Here is a 20466-nt window from a genome sequence, read left to right as displayed (position 1 = left end):
TAAAAACAGCTACACACAAGCTGACACGCAGAATTAAAATGGTTAACCGCGCAGGTTATTTTTATGTTGTGCCATTTCTACTCGCCCCTCTTGCCAAGGCCACGGACCAGTTCAACACGTCATTCATTCGTGGCAACGAAAATGCGGCTCAGGTGGCGGCACTTTCGGGCAGCGACGATATTCTGCCCGGCAGCTATCCGTTCGACGTTTTCCTGAATGGTCAACGCATCGATCATCGTGATATTGAATTCAAAAAGCTCGCCCCCGACCAGCCAATCGTGCCGTGCCTGACGGCTCTGGCTTACCGGGGCTACGGGATCAAGCTGTCCGATCGCCAAGTGCAAGATCCCACGGGGTGCTTTGCCTTGAACAAAGAAGTCCAGGGTGCACAGCTGAGTCATGACGCTGCGCTGCAACGCATGGACATTGAGGTGCCGCAATTATTTCTGGAGCCTCGCGCGCAAGGTTCCATCTCACCCAAGGTTTATGATCAGGGCGTGAATGCCGCCTTTATCAATTACAACTTCAATGGTAGCCACAACCGTTACGGCCATCAGCAAGCGGATAAATCTTCGGATTACTCCTTTCTGAGCCTCAACAACGGTATCAACGTCGGCAGCTGGCGATTGCGAAACAACTCTACGCTGAGCCAGCAATCAGGCGCGGGTTCCAGTTTCGATAATATCTCGACCTGGGCTGAAACAGATATTGTGCCCTGGCGTAGCCGTTTGATCATTGGGCAAACCAACACCAACAGTAACGTTTTCGACAGTATTCAGTTCCGTGGCGCGCAACTGTCGAGCGCCAATGACATGTTGGCAGAGAGCCTGCGTGGATACGCCCCGGTAGTGCGCGGGGTTGCATTGACCGCTGCCCGGGTTGAAGTCCGGCAGAATGGTTACACGATCTACAGCACGAACGTCCCCCCTGGCCCGTTTGCGCTTACCGATATTTACCCCAGCTCTTTAAGCGGCAATCTGGATGTAACGATCACTGAAGCCAATGGCTCAAAAAGCAGCTTTACCCTGCCCTTTTCCTCGGTGCCCAACATGTTGCGTGAAGGGATCTGGGACTATCAGCTGACAGCCGGCAAGTACCATGACGGGACTACCCACTACCAACCGTCATTTGTACAGGGCACTTTGTCACGCGGGATGACTTATGACGTTACGCCCTACGGCGGTCTGATGGTGGCGCAGAACTATCGTTCCGCCGTAGCAGGCTTGGGTAAAAACATGGGCCGTTGGGGCGCGGTGTCGTTCGACGCATCTTACTCCGACACCGACCTGGCCAACGGCGATAGCAAACAGGGTCAGAGCGTGCGCTTCTTGTATTCCAAGTCGCTGAGCGACCTTGGGACCGAATTTCGCATTGCCGGTTACCGTTATTCGACCTCCGGTTATTACGACTTTTCTGATGCCGTAGCTGAACGTGACAGCTATGAAAACGGCACTTACCGTAACGAGTACTACGATGAAAATGATTACCGCAATCTGGGTGTGCCAGGTTGGGCAGAGTCTCGTCGTCGGACCACTTATACCAACAACTTCGGCAATAAACGCCAACGTGTCGAGCTGTCTATCAACCAGCGCATGGGCGCCAGTTCGACGTTATATGCCAACGTGAGCAATCAGTCTTACTGGGGCGGCTCCAGTGAAGACCGAACGGTGCAGGCAGGTTTTAACAGCAGCTATAAAAATACCAGCTATGGCATTTTCTATCAGGATAGCCGCAGTAACTATGGCTATAAGGACCGCAGTGTGAATGTGACCGTATCGGTTCCGTTCAGCTTTTTCAGTAAGGAATCGTCAGACATGACGGCCAGTTTCAATGTCGGTCACAGCGAGCAGTCGGGTAACACCTACAGCTCTGGCCTGAGTGGCACGGCACTTGACGATGGCCGGCTCAATTACGTAGTACAGACCGGACATGACGAATACTCCGGGCAGACGTCCTCGGCCAACATCGGCTACCAGGGCAACAAGGGCCTGATTAACGCGGGTTATAGCTACAGCAACGACTACCAACAGACCACGCTGGGCGTGTCAGGGGGCATCGTGGCACACGCACGTGGGCTCACGCTGACCCAGCCGCTGCAAAGTACATTCGTACTGATCGAAGCCGAAAACGCCAAGGGCGTGCGCCTGGAAAACCAGCCAGGCGTGGAAATTGACAGCTCCGGCTATGCAGTCATGACTTCTGCTACTCCTTATCGTCACAACCGTATCGCGTTACGGACTGAAGACATTGGCAGCGGCCTGGATATCCCGTTGGCGGCCAGGGATGTGGTGCCAACACGTGGGGCTATTCCTCGTGTGACGTTTGAAACTCACTCCGGCCAAAGCCTTTTGGTACACAGCACGATGAGCGACGGCAACTCGCCTCCCTTGGGTGCCAATATTTTCAGCGCGACAGGCAAAAACAGCGGCACGGTTGGCACTAACGGAGACATCTACATCTCGGGTGCCTCCACGGGTGATCTCTTGTTGGTGAAATGGGGAGCCGGCATAAACGAAACGTGCTCATTGCGCGTGCCTGAGTTGGCCGTCATGGAAGAACAGAACATCGGTTATCAAGAGCTTTCGCTGGCCTGCGTGAAGCCATAAAAGGACACCATATGTTTTTTTTATTAACGCATAAACATCGTGGACTGACCGCCGGATTGATAATCACTCTGGCAGCGGTCTCATCTAATAGTTATGCCTTGTCATGTAAAAAGAACGGCAGCATCCGTCAGGATATTGTGCTCGCTGAACAGATCAAGGTCTCTACTGCCAATACCGTGCCGGGCGCATTGCTGTGGCGCTCCCCGACGTTCACCTCGACCTTCCAGTGTGTTGACGATCGAAACCATCCTGGCGGGGAAAATGCCTACCTGTATTGGGACCCCAAAAACAATTTGAAGAGCATTCATAATTCAATTGAAATAGGGGTTAACTACGGCAGTATTGACTACAAGTTGGTGAATTCAGCACGGCAAGATATCGGCCCCGGAACACGTTGCCGAAAAAGAGGCTCTACCTGCTTGTCGCCTGCGCAATCTCTCAGTTTGACGGTGTCCTATTCGATATATATAAAGGCCACCGGAGCCGCACCGCCACCGGGCGGCAGGATAACCAACACCGGGTCGTACTCCTTGTTCCAGGTCGATGGTGTGGGCGGACTTAACAATGTCGCCGACAGCAACTTCAATGCCTATGTATCCGGGCTGGGCAATATCAGGTTTATCTCGTGCAACCCTAAAGTGACCGTGACTGCAAATAATGGCTCGGCTGTAAACTTTGGCAGCATTCCACGTCAAAATGCCAGGGTGGGGTTCATCGAAAAACAGGTGCCCTTCTCCATAAGCGCCGACATCTCAGGGCCCGACAGTGGCCAGGATTGCCAGGGACAGGTTCTGAACGCCAGCTTCAGCTCGACATACCCCGTGCAGGACACAACCACTATCCTGCCGACCAGCAACAGCGGCTTCGGGATTGTGCTATCACAGCAAAATACACCGATGAGCTTTATCCCTATGAACACCCCCGTAGAACTGGGACTGGTCAATGGCACCAACGTCAGAAAAAACTTTTTAGCGAGCCTTAAGTGGCTCAGTACTACGCCTAAAGTTGGCCCTTTTCGAGCATCTGCGAACATCGATATTACCTTCAAGTAATATATACTGGCCACCTGCCACTAATGATGAGTACCGCGATGCACAAACAACATCAGCCTTTTGAAGCGCTGTACCTTTACCCGCTATTAATGTGAGGTCTCTTTAATAACACCGGGTGCGGACTATGCCCTCACCCTCTATAACCACATTAATTGGCATGGATTTACATAATCTGTGCCCTGGCGTCATCAACAGCACTAAAGCCGATAACTTGATCACCGAGTATTGCTTCTGCGACGGGTGACTGCCGGGCAAAAATCTATTGCCCCCCGCACATACATACAACATATGCGACATCAGGACTGCATATAGCTCCAGGAGGAAGAAGCGTTATGAATCAAAGTAACAACGTAGAAGTCACATCTGCAGAAAAACTCGACGTGACCATTCCACAGAACCTCTATGAATCCCTAGTGACTCTTGCCACTCGACACGACCGGAGCATAAGCGGCGAAATAAAACAAGCGTGGATGCAGTGGACCGATCAGCTATCGAGCCTGAAACTCATATTGGCGCTTCTTACATCCCAGAACGGCAACGCGGCTGAATCAACCGATACGCACATCAGTCTTCGTACGACACCGAGCAACATAAAACACCACCTTTGCAAGTTCAAAACAGGCCAAGTGCACCAAATTAAAGAACAAGCAAACATCTTAATGGTTTCGATGAATACCGTTATTTTGAAAGCATTAGTGTGGTGGGTTAATACCTGGAAGCGTGTAGACCTTCTCAATTCGGGTGTCATGAGTCTGCCCGAAATCCATCTCGACTCGTAACGAAAGTTGCCCGTATCACGATTTAAATCCTGGCGTTGATAACCGTTTCGCACGTTTTTAACTGACTGGACGGCATGGGCATGGATGCCCACTGGTGGCCGGCCGGGCTCGTGTGAATGCGGGAATGAATCACTGGCTGACCAAGCCTTTTACTCCCTTTCAACACAACTTAAGGAGGGACCCGTGAAGCCCTATCGTGTACTGATCGTTGAGGCGCATCCTTTTCAGCTTGAGTATGTGCTGAACGTTTTTAATGAGGTTGGCGGCTTTACCGTAGACACCGTCCGGGATGGTGTTTTCGCGCTGGAGTGTCTAGCCCTTCATGCCTATGATTTGCTTCTCTGCGACTTACTTATGCCCATCATGGACGGCGTGCAATTGATCCAGAAAGTTGCTGCCCTGGAACAACCACCAGCGCTGGCATTGGTCAGTGCCGCGCCGCGCCGCATGCTGGTCAGTGCCGAGTTGGCGGCTAAAAACCTTGGGCTCTCAGTCCTCGGCCTGATCGCCAAGCCGGTTGAGACCGATGCGCTCAGGCATTTGAAAGCACGGCTAGCGGTAGCCCGACTCAATGCTGAATCGGCCTGCGTACATACCCTTAATATTGACCCGCGAAGTATCGAACTGGCCATGAACAATGGGCAGATTCAAGCCTGGTTCCAACCCAAGATATCGCTGCGTAATGGCAACATTCTCAGTGCCGAAGCCCTGGTGCGCTGGGCCCATCCAGAATCCGGGCTGTTATTGCCCAAAGATTTTCTATCCGCACTGATCAGCCTGGGGCTGGAAGAGCGACTACTGTGGCTGATGCTCGAGCAAACCTTGCAGGCGCAAAGGCAGTGGCGCGCGCGGGGCCGGGATGTGCCTGTGTCAATCAACTTGCCTACTCACTTACTGAATGAGCACGACTTGGTTGACCGTTTGCGCAATTACGTTGTGAACCATGGTACAGAGCCGAGCCGCATCGTATTTGAGTTGATGGAAAGCTCAACCACCGAAGAACTGGGCAATTATTACGCCGGCGCTTGCCGCTTGCGCATGATGGGGTTTGGTTTGGCCCAGGATGATTTCGGCAAGGGTTTCAGCTCCTACTTCAATCTGATCTCCACGCCCTTCAGTGAGCTCAAGATAGACCGTTCATTGGTGCATGGCTGTGCTGAAAATGAAAGTCTGGCCTGCGCCCTGATCAGTCTCGTGCAACTGAGCCGAAAACTGGGGCTTACAGTGGTCGCTGAAGGTGTAGAGACCCGGGCAGAACTCGACTTTCTGCGCAGTATCGAATGCGACCAGGCCCAAGGCTTCTTCATCGGTGGCGCCACGTCATGCAGCGACTTTGCAGCAGAGTTGTACTCTTACCCATTCAACCGTCCAGCCTTGAGTGTCAGGTGAAGCCTGTGCAAAGCCGATTCACTGTTTAGGTGTAAAGGTGTTGAAACCGGGCTAACAAACGCTCACGCAGGCCAGGGCGCAACCATTGAGGTCGAGACCTGCCTCGGTGTCACTTGCCACGGCACCGTGGAAAGCATCAGCCCAGAGTCCAGTTCCAGTTTTTCACTACTGCCTGCAAACCCGCACTGCGCTATGGCATGTGTGCCGTGGCAGAGATCAATTGATTAATCTCGGATACCACCTGCATCGTTGCGTCTTCGATCGTGCCTTCGTTACGGCATAAAACCCAGCCGTGATCTGCAGTCGCTCGCTCGAACGCCCGGGTACAAGCGACATGTTCTTCCAGTTTATGGATCACCGTACTGCCCAGCCCGCGCGATCGTGCTGCTGCCCTCGCCCATGAAATTTCAGGGGCGGTGACAACCCCAACGTGCAGGTCCGGTACTCGCACGTTTCGATCAATGTTCAACCGCAGGATCTCTGCAAACGGGACTGTCCGGCGAAACGCGGCATCCGACGGATACCAGCGATCGATCAGGATGATGCTGTCCGTTGGCTGTTCAGTCAGTACGTGACGGGAAATCCAGCTACGGCTGTCAGCAAGGCGCTCACAAACCCGCAATTCCAGGTCCCGGCCGGGATTTCTGACGAGTTCGTGAACCAGGGCCATTGTTTCAGCCCTGCTGGGATCGTTGTTTCTCTCGCAAAGCCGGATCACCTTCTTGTTGTCAGCCCTCAGTACTTTCGTAATGGCCTCCAAAAGTGTGGTTTTGCCGGTTCCCTTGGGGCCATCCAGTGACACAAACAACGGACGGTTCAAATCCCGCAATAGCATCTTGCTTCCTCAACGATTAAACATAAGTGATGGCGGAAGATTTCGAGCGTACGCGCTGATCCATCAGCTAAACGCCCCATGATAGCGTGTGCGAGGACTGAGTCAGGTCCATATCTGGACACCGGCTCCCCTATGGCCTGCTTCCCGGCCCTTTCAGCCCCTCAGTACGGCCTTGAGCAGCGGATCGTTCAGGTACGCGACATTCAATCTCGTCCATGGATTCACGCGCGACTGCTCCGGTGAAAAAATGTGCCCGGGGGCAATCATGAAACCCTTTGGCAGCAGCTGTCGCGTCAGCTCCCTGGCGTCGTCGATGTGGGGGAATCTGGCCCACAGATAAAGGCTTTGCTCCGGACGCACAAATACCTCGGCCCCAATCTCATCCAGCATCTGCAAACCCGCCGCGGTGGCCGCTTTCAGCCGTTCTTGAAGGCGGATCAAATGCCGCAGGAAATGCCCCTCCGTCAGGATGACATCCACGGTTCGCTCACAAAGCTCCGATGTGCTGGTATGCAGCAGCATCTTCAGGTCACCCAGTTCATCGATGACGTCTTTGCTGCCGGCGATAAACCCCACCCTCAATGCCGCAGAAACAGATTTGGAAAAGCTGCCCACGTACAGTGAACACTTCAACTGATCCAGCGCAGAGACCTTGATTGCCGATGCCGGTTTGAAGTCTGCCAAAGCGTCGTCGTCCACCAGGATAAAGTTGTGTTCTTGCGCCAACTGAACCAGCCGATGAGCCTTACCGGGTGAAATGTCGGAGCCCGTCGGGTTGTGCCCCACTGACTGAATGAAAAACAACTTGGGCTTGTGCAGAAGAAGATGCTGTTCGAGTACTTCCATGTCCGGGCCATCCGGCAATCTGGGCACGGACAGCATCCGCGCGCCTTGCAGTTGCAGCTTGCCGAATAACGGGTAATAGCCCGGGTCCTCGACACACACGTAATCTCCAGGGGCAATGAAGCGACGGATGATCAGGTCCAGCGCGTGATTGGCGCCATGGGTGGTTACGATCTGGCGAGCACTGGCCGTAATCGAATAGCTGGCCAGTTTCTGCACCAGGTGCTGACGAAGCGCCGCATTCCCCAGCCGATTGCCGTACCGGAACAGCGTCGTGACGCCGATACGCATGATCTGCCGCGTGAACTTGTCCAGCCGCAAATCCATCAACCACTCAACGGGCGGGAAACCTTCACCGAGTGGCGAGTGCCCGGGCTCACGCACAAACTGCTGACGCATGAGCCAGATGGTGTCCATCGCACGGGTGAATGGCTGTGGTTCTTCCGGCTCGCTGCTGATCGGAGCGCCCTGTTTGACGAAGAAACCCTGCCCGTGGCGCGCCTCAACGAGCCCCTGGGAAGCCAGCGCCTCGTAAGCGTTGATCACGGTATTTTTCGAATAACCAAACAGGCGCATGCACTCGCGCAGTGAAGGCAGGCGGTCTCCCACCCGGTACGTGCCGTTGCCAATCTGCTCGACCAGTGATGCCGTCAGTTGCTGGGCAAGCGTCTGTCGCACCATCGCATGGATTCCTGAATGAAATAATTGCAGAGGGTACAGCTTAGGTACTGTCTGTCCAAACTGTACCTTTTTAACTAAGACACATGCGAATAGGGTGACGGCAACTCAACAACAATAACTGCACGAGAACCCTCCCCATGAGTATCGACTCCCGCCTCCCCATGTTCCGCAGCATGTCGCCCGCCGAGCGTTTGGGGCATTTGCAAGAGCTGCTTGAGCTGCCAGAAGGTGATGTCGCCCTGCTACGCGATGCCGGCGCCCTCCCCCTGGAAATTGCCGATGGCATGATCGAGAACGTCATCGGCAAGTTCGAATTGCCGTACGCCGTCGCCAGCAACTTCCAGATTAATGGCCGCGACGTCATCGTGCCGCTGGTCGTTGAAGAACCTTCGGTCGTCGCCGCCGCTTCGTTCATGGCCAAACTGGCACGCGAAGCTGGCGGTTTCCAGACTTCCAGCTCGTTGCCGCTCATGCGGGCCCAGGTGCAGATTGTCGACATCGAAGACCCTTTCAATGCCCGCCTGAGCCTTTTGCGCCGCAAGGACGAAATCATCGAACTCGCCAATCGCAAGGATCAACTGCTTAACCAGCTAGGCGGCGGTTGCCGCGACATTGAAGTACACACCTTCGCCCAGAGCCCTCGCGGCCCGATGCTGGTTGCGCACCTTATCGTGGACGTGCGCGATGCCATGGGTGCCAACACCGTGAACACCATGGCTGAAGCCGTGGCCCCGTTGATGGAAGAGATTACGGGGGGCAAGGTTCGACTGCGCATCCTGTCCAACCTGGCCGATCTGCGCCTTGCCCGCGCCCAGATCCGCATCGCGCCTGAACTGCTCACCACCACAAGCTACAAAGGCGAGGATGTCATTGAAGGGATCCTCGACGCTTACAACTTTGCTGTGGTCGACCCCTACCGTGCAGCCACCCACAACAAAGGCATCATGAACGGTATCGACCCGCTGATCGTCGCCACGGGCAACGACTGGCGTGCGGTGGAAGCCGGTGCACACGCCTATGCCTGCCGCAACGGGCATTACGGCTCCCTGACCACCTGGGAAAAAGACAGCAAGGGCCATCTGGTGGGAACACTGGAAATGCCCATGCCGGTCGGACTGGTCGGCGGCGCTACCCGGACTCACCCGCTGGCTCAACTGTCGTTGCGCATCCTGGGTGTGAAGACGGCGCAGGAACTCGCTGAAATTGCGGTGGCGGTCGGGCTTGCACAAAATCTGGGCGCGCTGCGTGCGCTGTCCACCGAAGGCATCCAGCGGGGTCACATGGCCCTGCACGCACGCAACATTGCTCTTTCGGCGGGCGCCAGGGGTGAGGAAGTCAACTGGCTGGTCACACAGATGGTCGAATCCCGTGATGTGCGCTCAGACAAAGCGGCTGAACTGCTTGAACAAAAGCGTGCGCAGTAATGATCATGGCTGACAATCATGTGCGTCTGGTTGAGGTGGGTGCGAGGGACGGCTTGCAGAACGAAAAGCGGACATTACACCCGCAGATCAGGGTGCAGCTGCTGGAAATGCTGGCTGACACAGGCTTGCGCACGCTGGAGGCCGGAGCATTTGTTTCACCGCGCTGGGTGCCGCAGATGGCGGGATCTGACGACGTGCTCAAAGCGCTCAGCGTTCGCCCCGGCGTCACCTGGACTGCACTTGTACCCAACGTGAAAGGTCTGGAAGCCGCAATGGCAGCAGGTTGCCGGGAGGTCGCCGTATTCGCCGCAGCCTCCGAAGCGTTCTCACAAAAGAACATCAACTGTTCTATTGCGCAAAGCCTGGCCCGCTATCAGGACGTCATGGTGCTTGCCCGCGATGCCGGTGTGAGGGTCAGAGGCTACGTGTCGTGTGTCATGGGTTGCCCCTTTACGGGCTACGTCAAACCTGAGGCCGTCGCGGCAGTCAGCGCATCGCTGTTTGCAATGGGCTGCCATGAGATCAGTCTGGGCGACACCCTGGGTTCGGGAACACCCGCAGCGACGAAATCGTTGATCGATGCCTGTCGCCAGGTTGTACCCGTCAGCGCTCTCGCCGGACACTTCCATGACACCTATGGCATGGCAATCGCCAATATCCATGCTGCGCTGGAAGCGGATGTACGGATTTTTGACAGCTCGGTTGCCGGCCTGGGAGGCTGCCCGTATTCGCCGGGCGCCACAGGCAATGTGGCCACTGAAGATGTGATTTACCTGCTGAACGGCCTGGGGATGACACATGGCGTCGATCTTGATGCGCTGATCGATGTCGGTGAGTTCATCAATGCTCAACTCGGCCGGGAAACAGCGTCCAGAGTCTCCCGCGCTCTGCTTGCGAAACGTGGTCGTTTACAACCCAGTTAAACCGCATCTCTTCACCTTCATAACAATAAAAGCCCTCAGGGGCAGTGGGAGAACCTTTATGAAACCCGAACTGTTTGAAGTATGGGGCGACACGGTCGACGGTCGTCACCTGATTTACGCCATTTGCATTGGCGCAATCGTCAGCCTCGGCGCGTACTTCATAGCCCGGCAACTGCTCGTGGGCTGGGTAGCCGACGCGCAGATGGCACGTGCCTACGCGATGCTGGTGGGGATTGTGGGTTGCCTGGCAGGCGGCGCCATCAGTGCCACGCTGTTCAAACCCAAGCGCAACGTCGTGGAGCACCTGGCAGATCCGGCCTGGCGTTCAAAAATCCTGATCGAGTTGCAGAACGAATATGGCCCCCTGGGGAGCCTGGCGGACCTGCCGCCCGCCACGATTGCGGAGCTGCGTGAAATGGATCTTTATGATCTTTTCGCTGAGTATGACAAAGGTCTTCACACGAGCCCCGACGAGCCCCCGGTCAAGACGGTCAGCGCAACAAGCATCGAGGGTGGCCGGTCATGATCGAACCTCTCCTGGACCAGATACTGATCGCGGCGGGCATGGGTTTTCTGGGGGCCGTCATTTTTGCCGGTATCGGACTCATCTCGGGCAGCGATGAAACGACTACGCTCGCCCCGTTAACCTTGCTGGTGGTGCTGCTGGGCGTGCCTGCGGCAGGCGTGCTGACCTTTTTCCTGGCAGGTGCCGTGGCCAAACACATGACCCATGCCGTACCGACGGCCCTCCTGGGAATCCCTGGCGACACCATGGCCACGCCCCTTATGCGTGAAGCCAACTTCCTGCGCAATCTGGGCGTCCCGCACATTGCCCTGCGCAAAATGATTTCGGGGGCGGTGATTGCCGCGCTGATTGCGGTTCCGATGGCTGTTTTGTTCGCCGTCATGCTCGCGCCGTTCGCAGACATGATCAAACACGCGGCGCCTTGGGTTTTCCTGCTGGCGGCGATCGCCATTGCATGGTTTTCCAAAGGTCGCCTGGCGGCCGTACTGACACTGATTCCCTTCGTCCTGGTGATTGTCGGCCTGCAAAGCATCACCGGGCAGTATGGGGTCAAGCTCAGTGTCAGTTACTTTCTGGGCATCGCCATCGGCCCGCTGATCGCAGCTCTGTTTTCCATGCTGGCCCCGGCCGAGCGAGAAACCATGCGCCGCCAGCAAGTGCGCACTTTTTCACTCTCGCCCGACGTAAAAAGCTGGGGTGGTTTTTTCCCCAACCCGCTGAAAGTACTGGATAGCAAACAGAGCATGTGGACGGCCATCACCGCCGTCATCTCCAGCGCGACCTTTGTGTTCAGCCCGGTTGCCATGACTGTCATCATGGGCGAGCTCGTCGGCTCAAGGGTCAAGCATGTGTACCACCGGCTGACCACCGTCATCACGGCCCGTAACGGGGTCACAGAGTCGACCTACCTGGCCGAAGCGCTGATCCCGCTGATCGCTTTCGGCCTGCCACTCAGCCCGGTCGCCGCGGGCCCGGCAGCGCCGCTGTTCAATGCGCCTCCGCGCTTTAGCGTCGACACGGCAACCGGCCAGGTACACAACTTGCACTCCCTGCTCAGCACCTGGGAATTTCTTGGGTACGGCATGCTGGCAGTGATCATCGCCATTCTGATCGCTTACCCGTTCACCATGAATTACGCACACCGTGCAGCGTCCTATGTGTCGCGCAACATCAGCCACGAAGCCGTGATCTCGACCTTTGTCGGGCTCATCCTGGTGATTGGCATCTGGGAAGGCGGCCTCCTGGGGTTACTGGTGATCATCACCATCGGCCTGCTGGGCGGGTTCCTTTCACGTTTTCTGGGCTTCAACATTGGCGTGCAGTTCATGGGCTATTACACCGCCGTTCTGACGGTTCCGGCCCTTGTTGCCCTTCTGCACACATGACGCCTCGCAGCATGAACACAGCATCCCTATAAGAAATAGCCACAAGCCTTACTCACGACCGGCCAATAAAGATTCCCTCTATTGGCGGTCTTCCCACTCTTGAATTAACGTTAACCCACCTATTCCACGTGACTTGAAACCCGTCACCCCGCCCTTTTGCAGGGGGCGGTTTGATGAGCCGGTGCTCTTTTCCCAACAAAGGCGTTAACCGGCTGATTAATCAGGGCCAATATGAACGAGCAGCTTCGCCAGCGCGCCGCGGGACCGCAACGGATGACGCGTATCTGTGCCCTTTTTCGACCCCCACACCTCCTGACTCCACTGAGCCTGCTGTGCCTTGCCTTGGCGGGCTGTACGGTGGGGCCGGACTTTGAACGCCCCGATGTGGCCGCCAATGCCGACTACTCACGAGAACAGCTCACCACCACCGCCCGGGCAGACATTGAGGCCGGCGGCGCGGCACAGCGGCTGATCGCCGGGATGGATATCCCCGGGCAATGGTGGACGCTGTTTCGCTCTCCGGCACTGAACGCCCTGGTCAAGGAAGCCTTGCAGGCCAACCCGGATGTCGGGGCCGCCCAGGCCTCATTGCGCCAGGCCAACGAATTGGTCTATGCCGACCAGGCGTCGCTGTTCCCCTCGGTAAACGGCAACGTGTCAAAAACCCGCCAAAAAATATCGGGGGCCACGACGGGGGCGCCGACGTCGCCCATTCTCACGGTGAGTTCCGCGTCGCTGAGCGTGTCCTATGCCCCTGACGTGTTCGGCGGCACTCGCCGGCAAATCGAATCCACCACGGCGCAAGCCGAGTACGAACGCTTCCAGCTGGAGGCGACGTACCTCACGTTGACCTCCAATGTGGTGAATACGGCCGTCAGCCTTGCCTCTTTGCGCGATCAGGTGGCCGCCACCGGAGAAATCATCCGGCTCCAGAGCGACCAGCTTGACCTCCTGCAGGCTCAGCGGCGACTGGGTGCCATCGCCGATACCGACGTCCTCACGCAGCAGACCGCACTGGCGCAAACCCGTGCCACCCTGCCCCCGCTGCAAAAGCAATTGGCCCAGACCCGCAACCAGTTGATGGCCTACCTGGGCCGGTTCCCCAATCAGGATCGGGACGAGCGCTTTAACCTGGCCTCACTGCACCTGCCGCAGGAGCTGCCGGTCAGCCTGCCCTCCGCCATCGTCGGCCAGCGGCCGGATGTGCGTTCTGCCCAGGCTCAACTGCATCAGGCCAGCGCCGATATTGGCGTGGCCGTGGCCAATCAGCTGCCGCAATTCAGCATTACCGGGGCCCTGGGCTCCACGGCGGCGAGCGGCACAAAACTGTTTTCAGCGGGCACCGGGGTCTGGAGCCTGGCCGGTTCGATCATCCAGCCGATCTTTGATGCCGGCGCACTCGAACATCGCAAACGCGCCGCCGTGGCGGCCTATGACGAGTCGGCGGCCCGTTATCGGGGTACCGTGATCACGGCGTTCCAGGATGTGGCCAACGCGCTCCGGGCGCTGGAAGCCGATGCCGAAGCGCTCAACCAGCAGGTCGCGGCTGAACAGTCCGCCCAGGCCAACCTGGACCTGGTGCAAGCCCAGTTCCGACTCGGAGCGGTGCCGTACATCAACCTGCTCACGGCCCAGCAAAGCTACCAAAACACCGTGCTTGCGCGGGTCAAGGCGCAGGCCGCCCGATACAGCGACACCACTGCCCTCTTCCAGGCACTGGGGGGTGGCTGGTGGAACCGCACCGACGTGGACCCTGCCACTGCCGGCAGCCCTGACCGCTTTGGCCTGCCATCGTGGCAAGAGATCATGCCGCCCCACAGAAAGGCTGCTCCGGCCGGTGCGACACCGCTCGACTGAGCTGAATCATTGAAACAGTGAGGACACCCATGGCTGACGTCAAGACTGCCTCCCCCCCGCCATCCGGAGCCAGCGCACCGGGCGGCCCGCGCAAGCGCCGGCTGTGGCGGCCGATGATTATCATGGTCGGGGTGGTACTGGTGATTGTCGCGATCATTGCCGGGGTCAAATTCATGCAGATTTCGGCCATGATCGCCCAGTCCAAGGTGCCCTTGCCCGCCGCTGTGGTGACGGCCATGCACGTGCCGTTCGACGACTGGCAGCCCCGTGTCTCCGCCGTGGGGTCGATCAAAGCCGTCAAAGGGGTGGATGTGACTACCGAAGTGGGCGGCATTGTGCGCACCCTTGGCTTCAAGCCCGGGCAAGAGGTGGCAGACCAGGCCCTGCTCGTGCAGTTGAATGCCGACTCGGACATCGCCCTGCTTCATTCCCTTGAAGCCACTGCCGACCTGGCCGTCATTGTCCTCAAACGTGACAAGGCCCAACTGGCGGTAAACGCCGTGTCCCAGGCACAAGTGGACACAGACACTGCGGACCTGAAGGCCAAGCTCGCCGCCGCAGAACAGCAGCGGGCGCTGGTGGCGAAAAAAACCATCCGCGCCCCTTTTGCCGGACGTATCGGCATTACCGGCGTCAACCCCGGTCAATACCTCAACCCCGGCGACAAGGTAGCAACGCTGCAGACCTTCGATCCCATCTACATCGACTTCACGGTGCCACAGACCCAGCTGGAGGCCATCGACATCGGCCAGGAGGTCTCGGTGACTGCCGACGGCCTGTCCAACCAGACCTTCACGGGCCGCATCAGCACCATCGACACCCAGTTCGACCCGACCACACGCAATGTCACGGTCGAAGCGACCGTCCAGAACCCCGGTCACAGCCTGGTGCCCGGCATGTTTGCCCGCGCCCTGGTCGACTCCGGCACGGCGCAGCGTTACCTCACTGTTCCGCAGACATCCGTTACCTACAACCCATATGGCACCACGGTGTTCATCGCCACTGCGAAAAAGAACGACAAGGGTGAGGACGTACTGACAGCGCAACAGACCTTCATCAAGACCGGACCAACCCGGGGCGATCAAGTCGCGATTGTGTCCGGCGTGAAGGAAGGCGATCTGTTGATCACCAGCGGCCAGATGAAGCTCAAGAATGGCTCGCCGGTGCAGATCAATAACAGCGCCGCGCCGCTGAACGACCCTGCTCCGACTCCCCAAGAACACTAGGGTCTGTTGACGTGTGGTTGTGGCCGCGCCGATAGCCCATGTGGTGCAGGGCAAGGCGCGAGCAGCGTGGTTTAGTTGTTCTAAATAAGCTGCGAGCAACGCCGCCCAGCGACGCGGCTCACAACCAAACGTCAACAGCCCCTAAGGGTGCCCCATGAAGCTTACCGATACTTTTATCCAGCGACCGGTCTGGGCCGTGGTGGTCTCGCTGTTCATCATGATCCTGGGGCTGCGCTCGATCTTCGAGTTGCCGGTCAACCAATGGCCGCGCACCGAAAATGCGGTGGTCACCATCACCACCGCTTACTACGGTGCGGATGCGTCCACGGTCGCCGGTTTTATCACCCAGCCGCTTGAGTCGGCCATCGCTCAAGCTCAGGGCATCGACTACCTGTCCTCGTCGAGCATCACCGGTGTATCGACCATTACCGCCACGCTGCGGCTGAACTTCGACGCCAGCAAGGCGCTGACCGAGATCAATACCCAGGTCAACTCGGTCAAGAACCAGTTGCCTGCACAGGCACAGGAGCCGGTGTTATCAGTGGCTGTCGGGCAAACCACGGACGCCATGTACCTGGGTTTCTACAGCGACACGCTGCCCACCAACAACATCACCGATTACCTGGTGCGGGTGGTCAAGCCCAAGCTGGATTCGATCCAGGGCGTGCAAACCGCAGAGATTCTTGGCGGGCGTCAGTTCGCCCTGCGCGCCTGGCTGGACCCGGACAAACTGGCGGCGCACAACGTCACTGCCCAGGACGTGTCCACCGCCCTGGCCAACAACAACTTCCTGTCTGCCGTGGGCTCGACCCGGGGGCAAACCGTGACGGTCGACCTGACGGCCGGGACCGATTTGCACTCCGTGGATGAATTCAAACGGCTGATCATCAAGCAGAAAGGCGATGCACTGGTGCACCTAGAGGATGTTGCCATCGTCACCCTGGGTGCCGAAAGCTATGACAGCAGCGTGGCGTTTTCCGGCAAGCGGTCGGTGTTCATCGGCATCAAGGTCGCGCCCAATGCGAACATCCTCACGGTCGCCACCCATGTGCGCGAAGCGTTCCCCGAGCTGCAATCGCAATTGCCCGCCGTGGTGCGCGGCGACATCGTCTATGACTCCACCGAGTTCATCAATACTTCGATTTACGAGGTGGTGAAGACCCTGGTTGAGGCCATGGCCATTGTGTCTGTGGTCATCTACCTGTTCCTCGGCTCATTCCGGGCGGTGATTGTGCCGTTGGTGGCAATCCCGCTGTCGCTGGTCGGGACCTTCTTCGTCATGTACCTGCTGGGTTACTCCATCAATCTGCTGACGCTTCTGGCCCTGGTGCTGGCGATCGGTCTGGTGGTCGACGACGCAATTATTGTGGTCGAAAACGTCGACCGCCATATCAAGGAGGAAGGCAAAGGCGTGCTGGAAGCTGCGCTGGTGGCGGCGCGGGAGCTGGGTGGCCCGATCATCGCGATGACCGTAGTGTTGATCGCCGCGTACGTGCCCATCGGGCTGCGCAGCGGCCTTACGGGTGCGCTGTTCAAGGAGTTCTGTTTTTCGCTGGCGGGTGCCGTGACCGTGTCCGCCGTGGTGGCGTTGACGCTCTCGCCGATGATGACCTCCCGGCTGTTCAAGCCCGGGCAGGAAGAGGGTCGCTTCGCCCGCCGGCTGGATCAGTACTTTGACTGGCTGCGGGGCCGTTACCGCCGCGTACTGTCGGGCGGTTTAAACATGTGGCCGGTGCTGGTGACGTTCGGCTTTGTGCTGTTCCTGCTGGTCGCTGCCAGCGGCATGACCGCCAAAAGCGAACTGTCGCCCACCGAAGACCAGGGGCTGGTGTTCATGCAGATCAAAGGCGCGCCGACCGCCTCGCCCCAGCAGATGGAGCGCTTTGCCGACCAGGCTTTCCAGATAGCCAACAAGGAGCCGGAATACGCCCAGATGTTCCAGCTTACCGGGCTGCCCGCACTCAACCAGGGCCTGGGCGGTGTGCTGCTCAAGCCCTGGAACCAGCGCACCCGGTCCCAGGCCGAACTGGTGCAGGACCTTCAGCACAAGTGGAACCAGGTGCCGGGGGCAACCGTCGCAGCCTTCCCGCTGCCGTCGCTGCCGGGGGCCCAGGGTTTGCCGGTGCAATTTGTGATCACCACCACCGACTCGGTGGAAAACCTCAATGAAGTGGCCCAGGCGGTGATGGACGAGGCACAAAAACAACAGTTGTTCTGGTTCGCCGACATGGACCTGAAGCTGGACAAGCCACAAGCCAGGCTTGTGGTCGACCGGGAAAAAATTGCCGCACTGGGCATGACTCAGGCAGACGTCGGTGCAGCGCTGTCCGCCGCACTGGGTGGCAACTACGTGAACTACTTCTCGACGGCCGGGCGCTCGTACAAAGTCATTCCCCAGGTGTTGCAGGTTGACCGCCTCAACCCGGACCAGATTCTCGATTACTACATTCGCACCCCGGCCGGGGCCATGATCCCGGCGCGCACGGTGGCGCATATCGAGACATCAACGCAGCCGGAGTCGATCAACCACTTCCAGCAACTCAACTCGGCGACCCTTTCAGGCGTCAGTGGCGTGGCCCAGGGCGAGCTGCTGGCCAAGCTGGACACGATCCTGAGCAACGTGGCGCCATCGGGTTACACGTCGGACTTCTCGGGCGAGTCGCGCCAGTTCATGCAGGAGTCAGGCGGCTTCGTCGGGCTGCTGCTGTTCTCGATTCTTATCGTCTACCTGGCCCTGGCCTTCCAGTTCGAGAGTTTCCGCGACCCGGTAGTGATTCTGTTCTCGGTGCCACCGGCGCTTTTTGGCGCGCTGGCTTTCATCACCATGGGGTTCGCGTCCATCAACGTGTACACCCAGGTGGGCCTGGTAACGCTGCTGGGGCTGATCACCAAGCACGGGATCCTGATCGTTCAGTTTGCCAACGAATTGCAGCGGGCAGGCCACGGCAAGCGGGAGGCCATTGAAGAGGCTGCCACCGTGCGCCTGCGGCCCATCCTGATGACCACGGCCGCGATGGTGCTGGGCGTGGTGCCTCTGGTCTGGGCCTCCGGTGCCGGTGCTGCGGGGCGCCATGACATGGGGCTGGTGATCTTCGCCGGGTTGTCCATCGGCACCCTGCTGACGCTCTTCATGGTGCCGGCGATGTACATGTTTATCGGCAGCACACACCATCAGCAAGCCACGCAGCCGCACCCTGGCCCGCACGACGAAGAAGCGGCCGGATCACTTTGAAATCCTCGCCTGACCTGAAGCGGGTCGTCACCGTGCCGGATGCTCAGGGCATCTGGCCCACGGCCCTTGCTTCGCGACCCGGGTACCTCGACTTGAATTGATGCAACCTGCAGATGTGATCCAATCCGGTTGACATGTCACAGTGCCTGCTCTAGGTTGACGCAAACGTAAACGTAAGCTCTGTCGATTTCGCTGCGCTTTGCGGATACAGCGCATCCGCGCTGCCCGGGAAGAATGTCGTAATGGACAGCAAGCCGCACCCAACGTCAAAACAATAATTATAAGAGAACCACCCATGAGCACGATGGCGATCCTGATATCCCTTCTGTTGTTGATGTTTCTCGCCTACCGGGGCGTGACTGTACTGATTCTGGCGCCGCTGATGGCCGCCCTGGCGGTACTGCTCAGCGGTGCCGCGACGGACATCATGCCCACCTATACCCAGCTGTTCATGAAAGAGCTGGGCGCCTACCTGATCAAGTTCTTCCCCCTGTTCATCCTGGGTGCGCTGTTTGGCAAGCTGGTGGCGGACTCCGGGGCAGCGCATACCATTGCGGACTGGTTCATGCATCGCCTGGGCCGCCGCCACGCAATCCTCACAGTGGTGCTGGCGTGCGCTCTGCTGACGTATGGCGGCGTCTCGCTGTTCGTCGTGGCCTTCGCCGTCTACCCCATCGGGGCGGCAATCTTCCGGGAGTCCGGCACCCCCAAACGCTACATGCCCGCCGCCATCGCGCTGGGTGCCTTTACCTTCACCATGACCGCACTCCCCGGCGCCCCTTCGATACAGAACGCCATTCCCACGGCCTACCTGGGCACCACCACCTTCGCTGCGCCGGGCCTTGGCATCATTGCCTCGATCGTCATGCTGTGGATGGGCACCTGGATCTTGCAGTCGCGGGCACGCAAGGCCATGGCCAACGGCGAAGGCTACGGCCCCCATGACGACGAATTACCGTCGAATGAGGGCGTAAAAAGACCCGGACTGCTCGTAGCCCTGTTACCCATCATCGTGGTGATCGGCCTGAACGCCGCCTTCAGCTACTGGATCCTGCCTTCGCTGGACCTGAGCGTTTTGCGGGAAGAACGCTTTGGCAACATCGATCCGCAGAGCGTCATAGGGCTGTGGTCCGTGCTGTTGGCGCTGATGTGCGCCATCGTATTTGTAATCCTGCTCAACTGGCGACGCTGGGAGAACCTGACGGTCACCATCAACAAAGGCACCATCGGCGCGCTACTGCCGATCTTCAACACGGCCTCGGAAGTGGCCTATGGCGCGGTGATCGCCGGCATGGCCGGTTTTGCAGTGATCAAGGACACCATTCTCAATGTCTCGCCGGATCACCCCCTGATATCGGCCGTGCTCAGCATGAACGTGCTGGCGGGTATTACCGGCTCCTCGTCCGGTGGCCTGAGCATCGCCTTCCGCACCCTTGGCAGTGACTACCTGCGCATGATCGAGGCGGCGGGCATCAGCCCGGACCTGTTTCACCGGGTCGCCACCATTGCTGCCGGAGGGCTGGACACCCTGCCCCACTCGGGCGCGGTGATCACCCTGCTGGCGATCTGCAACCTGACGCACCGCCAGTCCTACCCGCAAATATTCATGATGACGACCGTTGTGCCCATGACCGCTTTGCTGGTGGTGATGGTGCTGGGTTCAACGTTCGGCAGCTTCTGACCATGGCGCATAACAACAAGGATTTGA

14 protein-coding genes are annotated in these 20466 nt (G+C 58.3%); 12 read left to right on the top strand and 2 right to left on the bottom strand.

Annotation, left to right across the window (positions count from 1 at the left end; all coding sequences use genetic code 11):
- Positions 1 to 68: 68 nt before the first annotated feature.
- The 4 genes from BLW11_RS15710 to pvrR all read left to right on the top strand — a co-directional run bounded on the left by BLW11_RS15710 (position 69) and on the right by pvrR (position 5826).
- On the top strand, positions 69 to 2606 hold the full coding sequence (locus tag BLW11_RS15710) for a fimbria/pilus outer membrane usher protein (RefSeq protein WP_241486182.1): 2538 nt from the start codon (positions 69 to 71) through the stop codon (positions 2604 to 2606).
- A gap of 11 nt (positions 2607 to 2617) precedes the next feature.
- Positions 2618 to 3658, top strand: a complete 1041-nt coding sequence (locus tag BLW11_RS15705; RefSeq protein ID WP_048361914.1) for a fimbrial protein — start codon at positions 2618 to 2620, stop codon at positions 3656 to 3658.
- Between the two features lie 332 nt (positions 3659 to 3990).
- Positions 3991 to 4437 carry a hypothetical protein gene (locus BLW11_RS15700; RefSeq protein ID WP_048361915.1) on the top strand — a complete coding sequence of 149 codons (447 nt, stop codon included), beginning with the start codon at positions 3991 to 3993 and terminating at the stop codon, positions 4435 to 4437.
- A 183-nt stretch (positions 4438 to 4620) separates the two neighbouring features.
- Positions 4621 to 5826: a response regulator cyclic di-GMP phosphodiesterase PvrR gene (pvrR, locus tag BLW11_RS15695; protein ID WP_048361916.1), complete on the top strand. Its 1206-nt coding sequence runs from the start codon at positions 4621 to 4623 to the stop codon at positions 5824 to 5826.
- Positions 5827 to 6016: 190 nt separating this feature from the next.
- Here the strand turns inward: pvrR and BLW11_RS15690 are convergent, their stop codons facing one another.
- A complete protein-coding gene (locus tag BLW11_RS15690) occupies positions 6017 to 6646 on the bottom strand; it encodes a dTMP kinase (RefSeq protein WP_048362032.1) in 630 nt (209 codons plus the stop codon).
- Positions 6647 to 6814: 168 nt separating this feature from the next.
- Positions 6815 to 8185 carry an aminotransferase-like domain-containing protein gene (locus tag BLW11_RS15685; RefSeq protein ID WP_048361917.1) on the bottom strand — a complete coding sequence of 457 codons (1371 nt, stop codon included), beginning with the start codon at positions 8183 to 8185 and terminating at the stop codon, positions 6815 to 6817.
- A 137-nt stretch (positions 8186 to 8322) separates the two neighbouring features.
- Between BLW11_RS15685 and BLW11_RS15680 the strand changes: the two genes are divergently transcribed.
- From BLW11_RS15680 to BLW11_RS15645, 8 genes are all read left to right on the top strand, one after another.
- A complete protein-coding gene (locus BLW11_RS15680; protein ID WP_048361918.1) occupies positions 8323 to 9609 on the top strand; it encodes a hydroxymethylglutaryl-CoA reductase, degradative in 1287 nt (428 codons plus the stop codon).
- Positions 9610 to 9614: 5 nt separating this feature from the next.
- Positions 9615 to 10532, top strand: a complete 918-nt coding sequence (locus tag BLW11_RS15675; protein WP_082136295.1) for a hydroxymethylglutaryl-CoA lyase — start codon at positions 9615 to 9617, stop codon at positions 10530 to 10532.
- 58 nt (positions 10533 to 10590) lie between these two features.
- Entirely contained in the window at positions 10591 to 11058 is a 468-nt protein-coding gene (locus BLW11_RS15670; protein WP_048361920.1) for a hypothetical protein, read from the top strand.
- Positions 11055 to 12443, top strand: coding sequence for a tripartite tricarboxylate transporter permease (locus BLW11_RS15665; RefSeq protein ID WP_082136288.1), 1389 nt, complete (start codon positions 11055 to 11057; stop codon positions 12441 to 12443). The genes BLW11_RS15670 and BLW11_RS15665 overlap by 4 nt, the downstream gene beginning before the upstream one ends.
- A 273-nt stretch (positions 12444 to 12716) precedes the next feature.
- Entirely contained in the window at positions 12717 to 14300 is a 1584-nt protein-coding gene (locus tag BLW11_RS15660) for an efflux transporter outer membrane subunit (RefSeq protein WP_048362034.1), read from the top strand.
- Between the two features lie 29 nt (positions 14301 to 14329).
- Complete coding sequence (locus BLW11_RS15655; RefSeq protein WP_048361921.1) at positions 14330 to 15526, top strand: efflux RND transporter periplasmic adaptor subunit; 1197 nt, start codon at positions 14330 to 14332, stop codon at positions 15524 to 15526.
- Between the two features lie 154 nt (positions 15527 to 15680).
- A complete protein-coding gene (locus tag BLW11_RS15650) occupies positions 15681 to 18758 on the top strand; it encodes an efflux RND transporter permease subunit (protein ID WP_048361922.1) in 3078 nt (1025 codons plus the stop codon).
- A gap of 295 nt (positions 18759 to 19053) precedes the next feature.
- Positions 19054 to 20439, top strand: a complete 1386-nt coding sequence (locus BLW11_RS15645; protein ID WP_048361923.1) for a GntP family permease — start codon at positions 19054 to 19056, stop codon at positions 20437 to 20439.
- Positions 20440 to 20466 lie beyond the last annotated feature (27 nt).

Origin of the sequence: Pseudomonas deceptionensis, from assembly GCF_900106095.1 — a bacterium.
GTDB classification, from domain to species: Bacteria; Pseudomonadota; Gammaproteobacteria; order Pseudomonadales; family Pseudomonadaceae; genus Aquipseudomonas; species Aquipseudomonas deceptionensis.
This window is presented reverse-complemented; position numbering and strand designations above follow the sequence as displayed.

Coding starts and splice junctions, on each gene's coding strand:
- BLW11_RS15645 (WP_048361923.1), top strand. CDS start 19,054: ATGAGCACGATGGCGATCCTGATATCCCTTCTGTTGTTGATGTTTCTC.
- BLW11_RS15660 (WP_048362034.1), top strand. CDS start 12,717: ATGACGCGTATCTGTGCCCTTTTTCGACCCCCACACCTCCTGACTCCA.
- BLW11_RS15665 (WP_082136288.1), top strand. CDS start 11,055: ATGATCGAACCTCTCCTGGACCAGATACTGATCGCGGCGGGCATGGGT.
- BLW11_RS15680 (WP_048361918.1), top strand. CDS start 8,323: ATGAGTATCGACTCCCGCCTCCCCATGTTCCGCAGCATGTCGCCCGCC.
- BLW11_RS15685 (WP_048361917.1), bottom strand. CDS start 8,185: ATGGTGCGACAGACGCTTGCCCAGCAACTGACGGCATCACTGGTCGAG.
- BLW11_RS15705 (WP_048361914.1), top strand. CDS start 2,618: ATGTTTTTTTTATTAACGCATAAACATCGTGGACTGACCGCCGGATTG.
- BLW11_RS15675 (WP_082136295.1), top strand. CDS start 9,615: ATGGCTGACAATCATGTGCGTCTGGTTGAGGTGGGTGCGAGGGACGGC.
- BLW11_RS15650 (WP_048361922.1), top strand. CDS start 15,681: ATGAAGCTTACCGATACTTTTATCCAGCGACCGGTCTGGGCCGTGGTG.
- BLW11_RS15670 (WP_048361920.1), top strand. CDS start 10,591: ATGAAACCCGAACTGTTTGAAGTATGGGGCGACACGGTCGACGGTCGT.
- BLW11_RS15700 (WP_048361915.1), top strand. CDS start 3,991: ATGAATCAAAGTAACAACGTAGAAGTCACATCTGCAGAAAAACTCGAC.
- BLW11_RS15655 (WP_048361921.1), top strand. CDS start 14,330: ATGGCTGACGTCAAGACTGCCTCCCCCCCGCCATCCGGAGCCAGCGCA.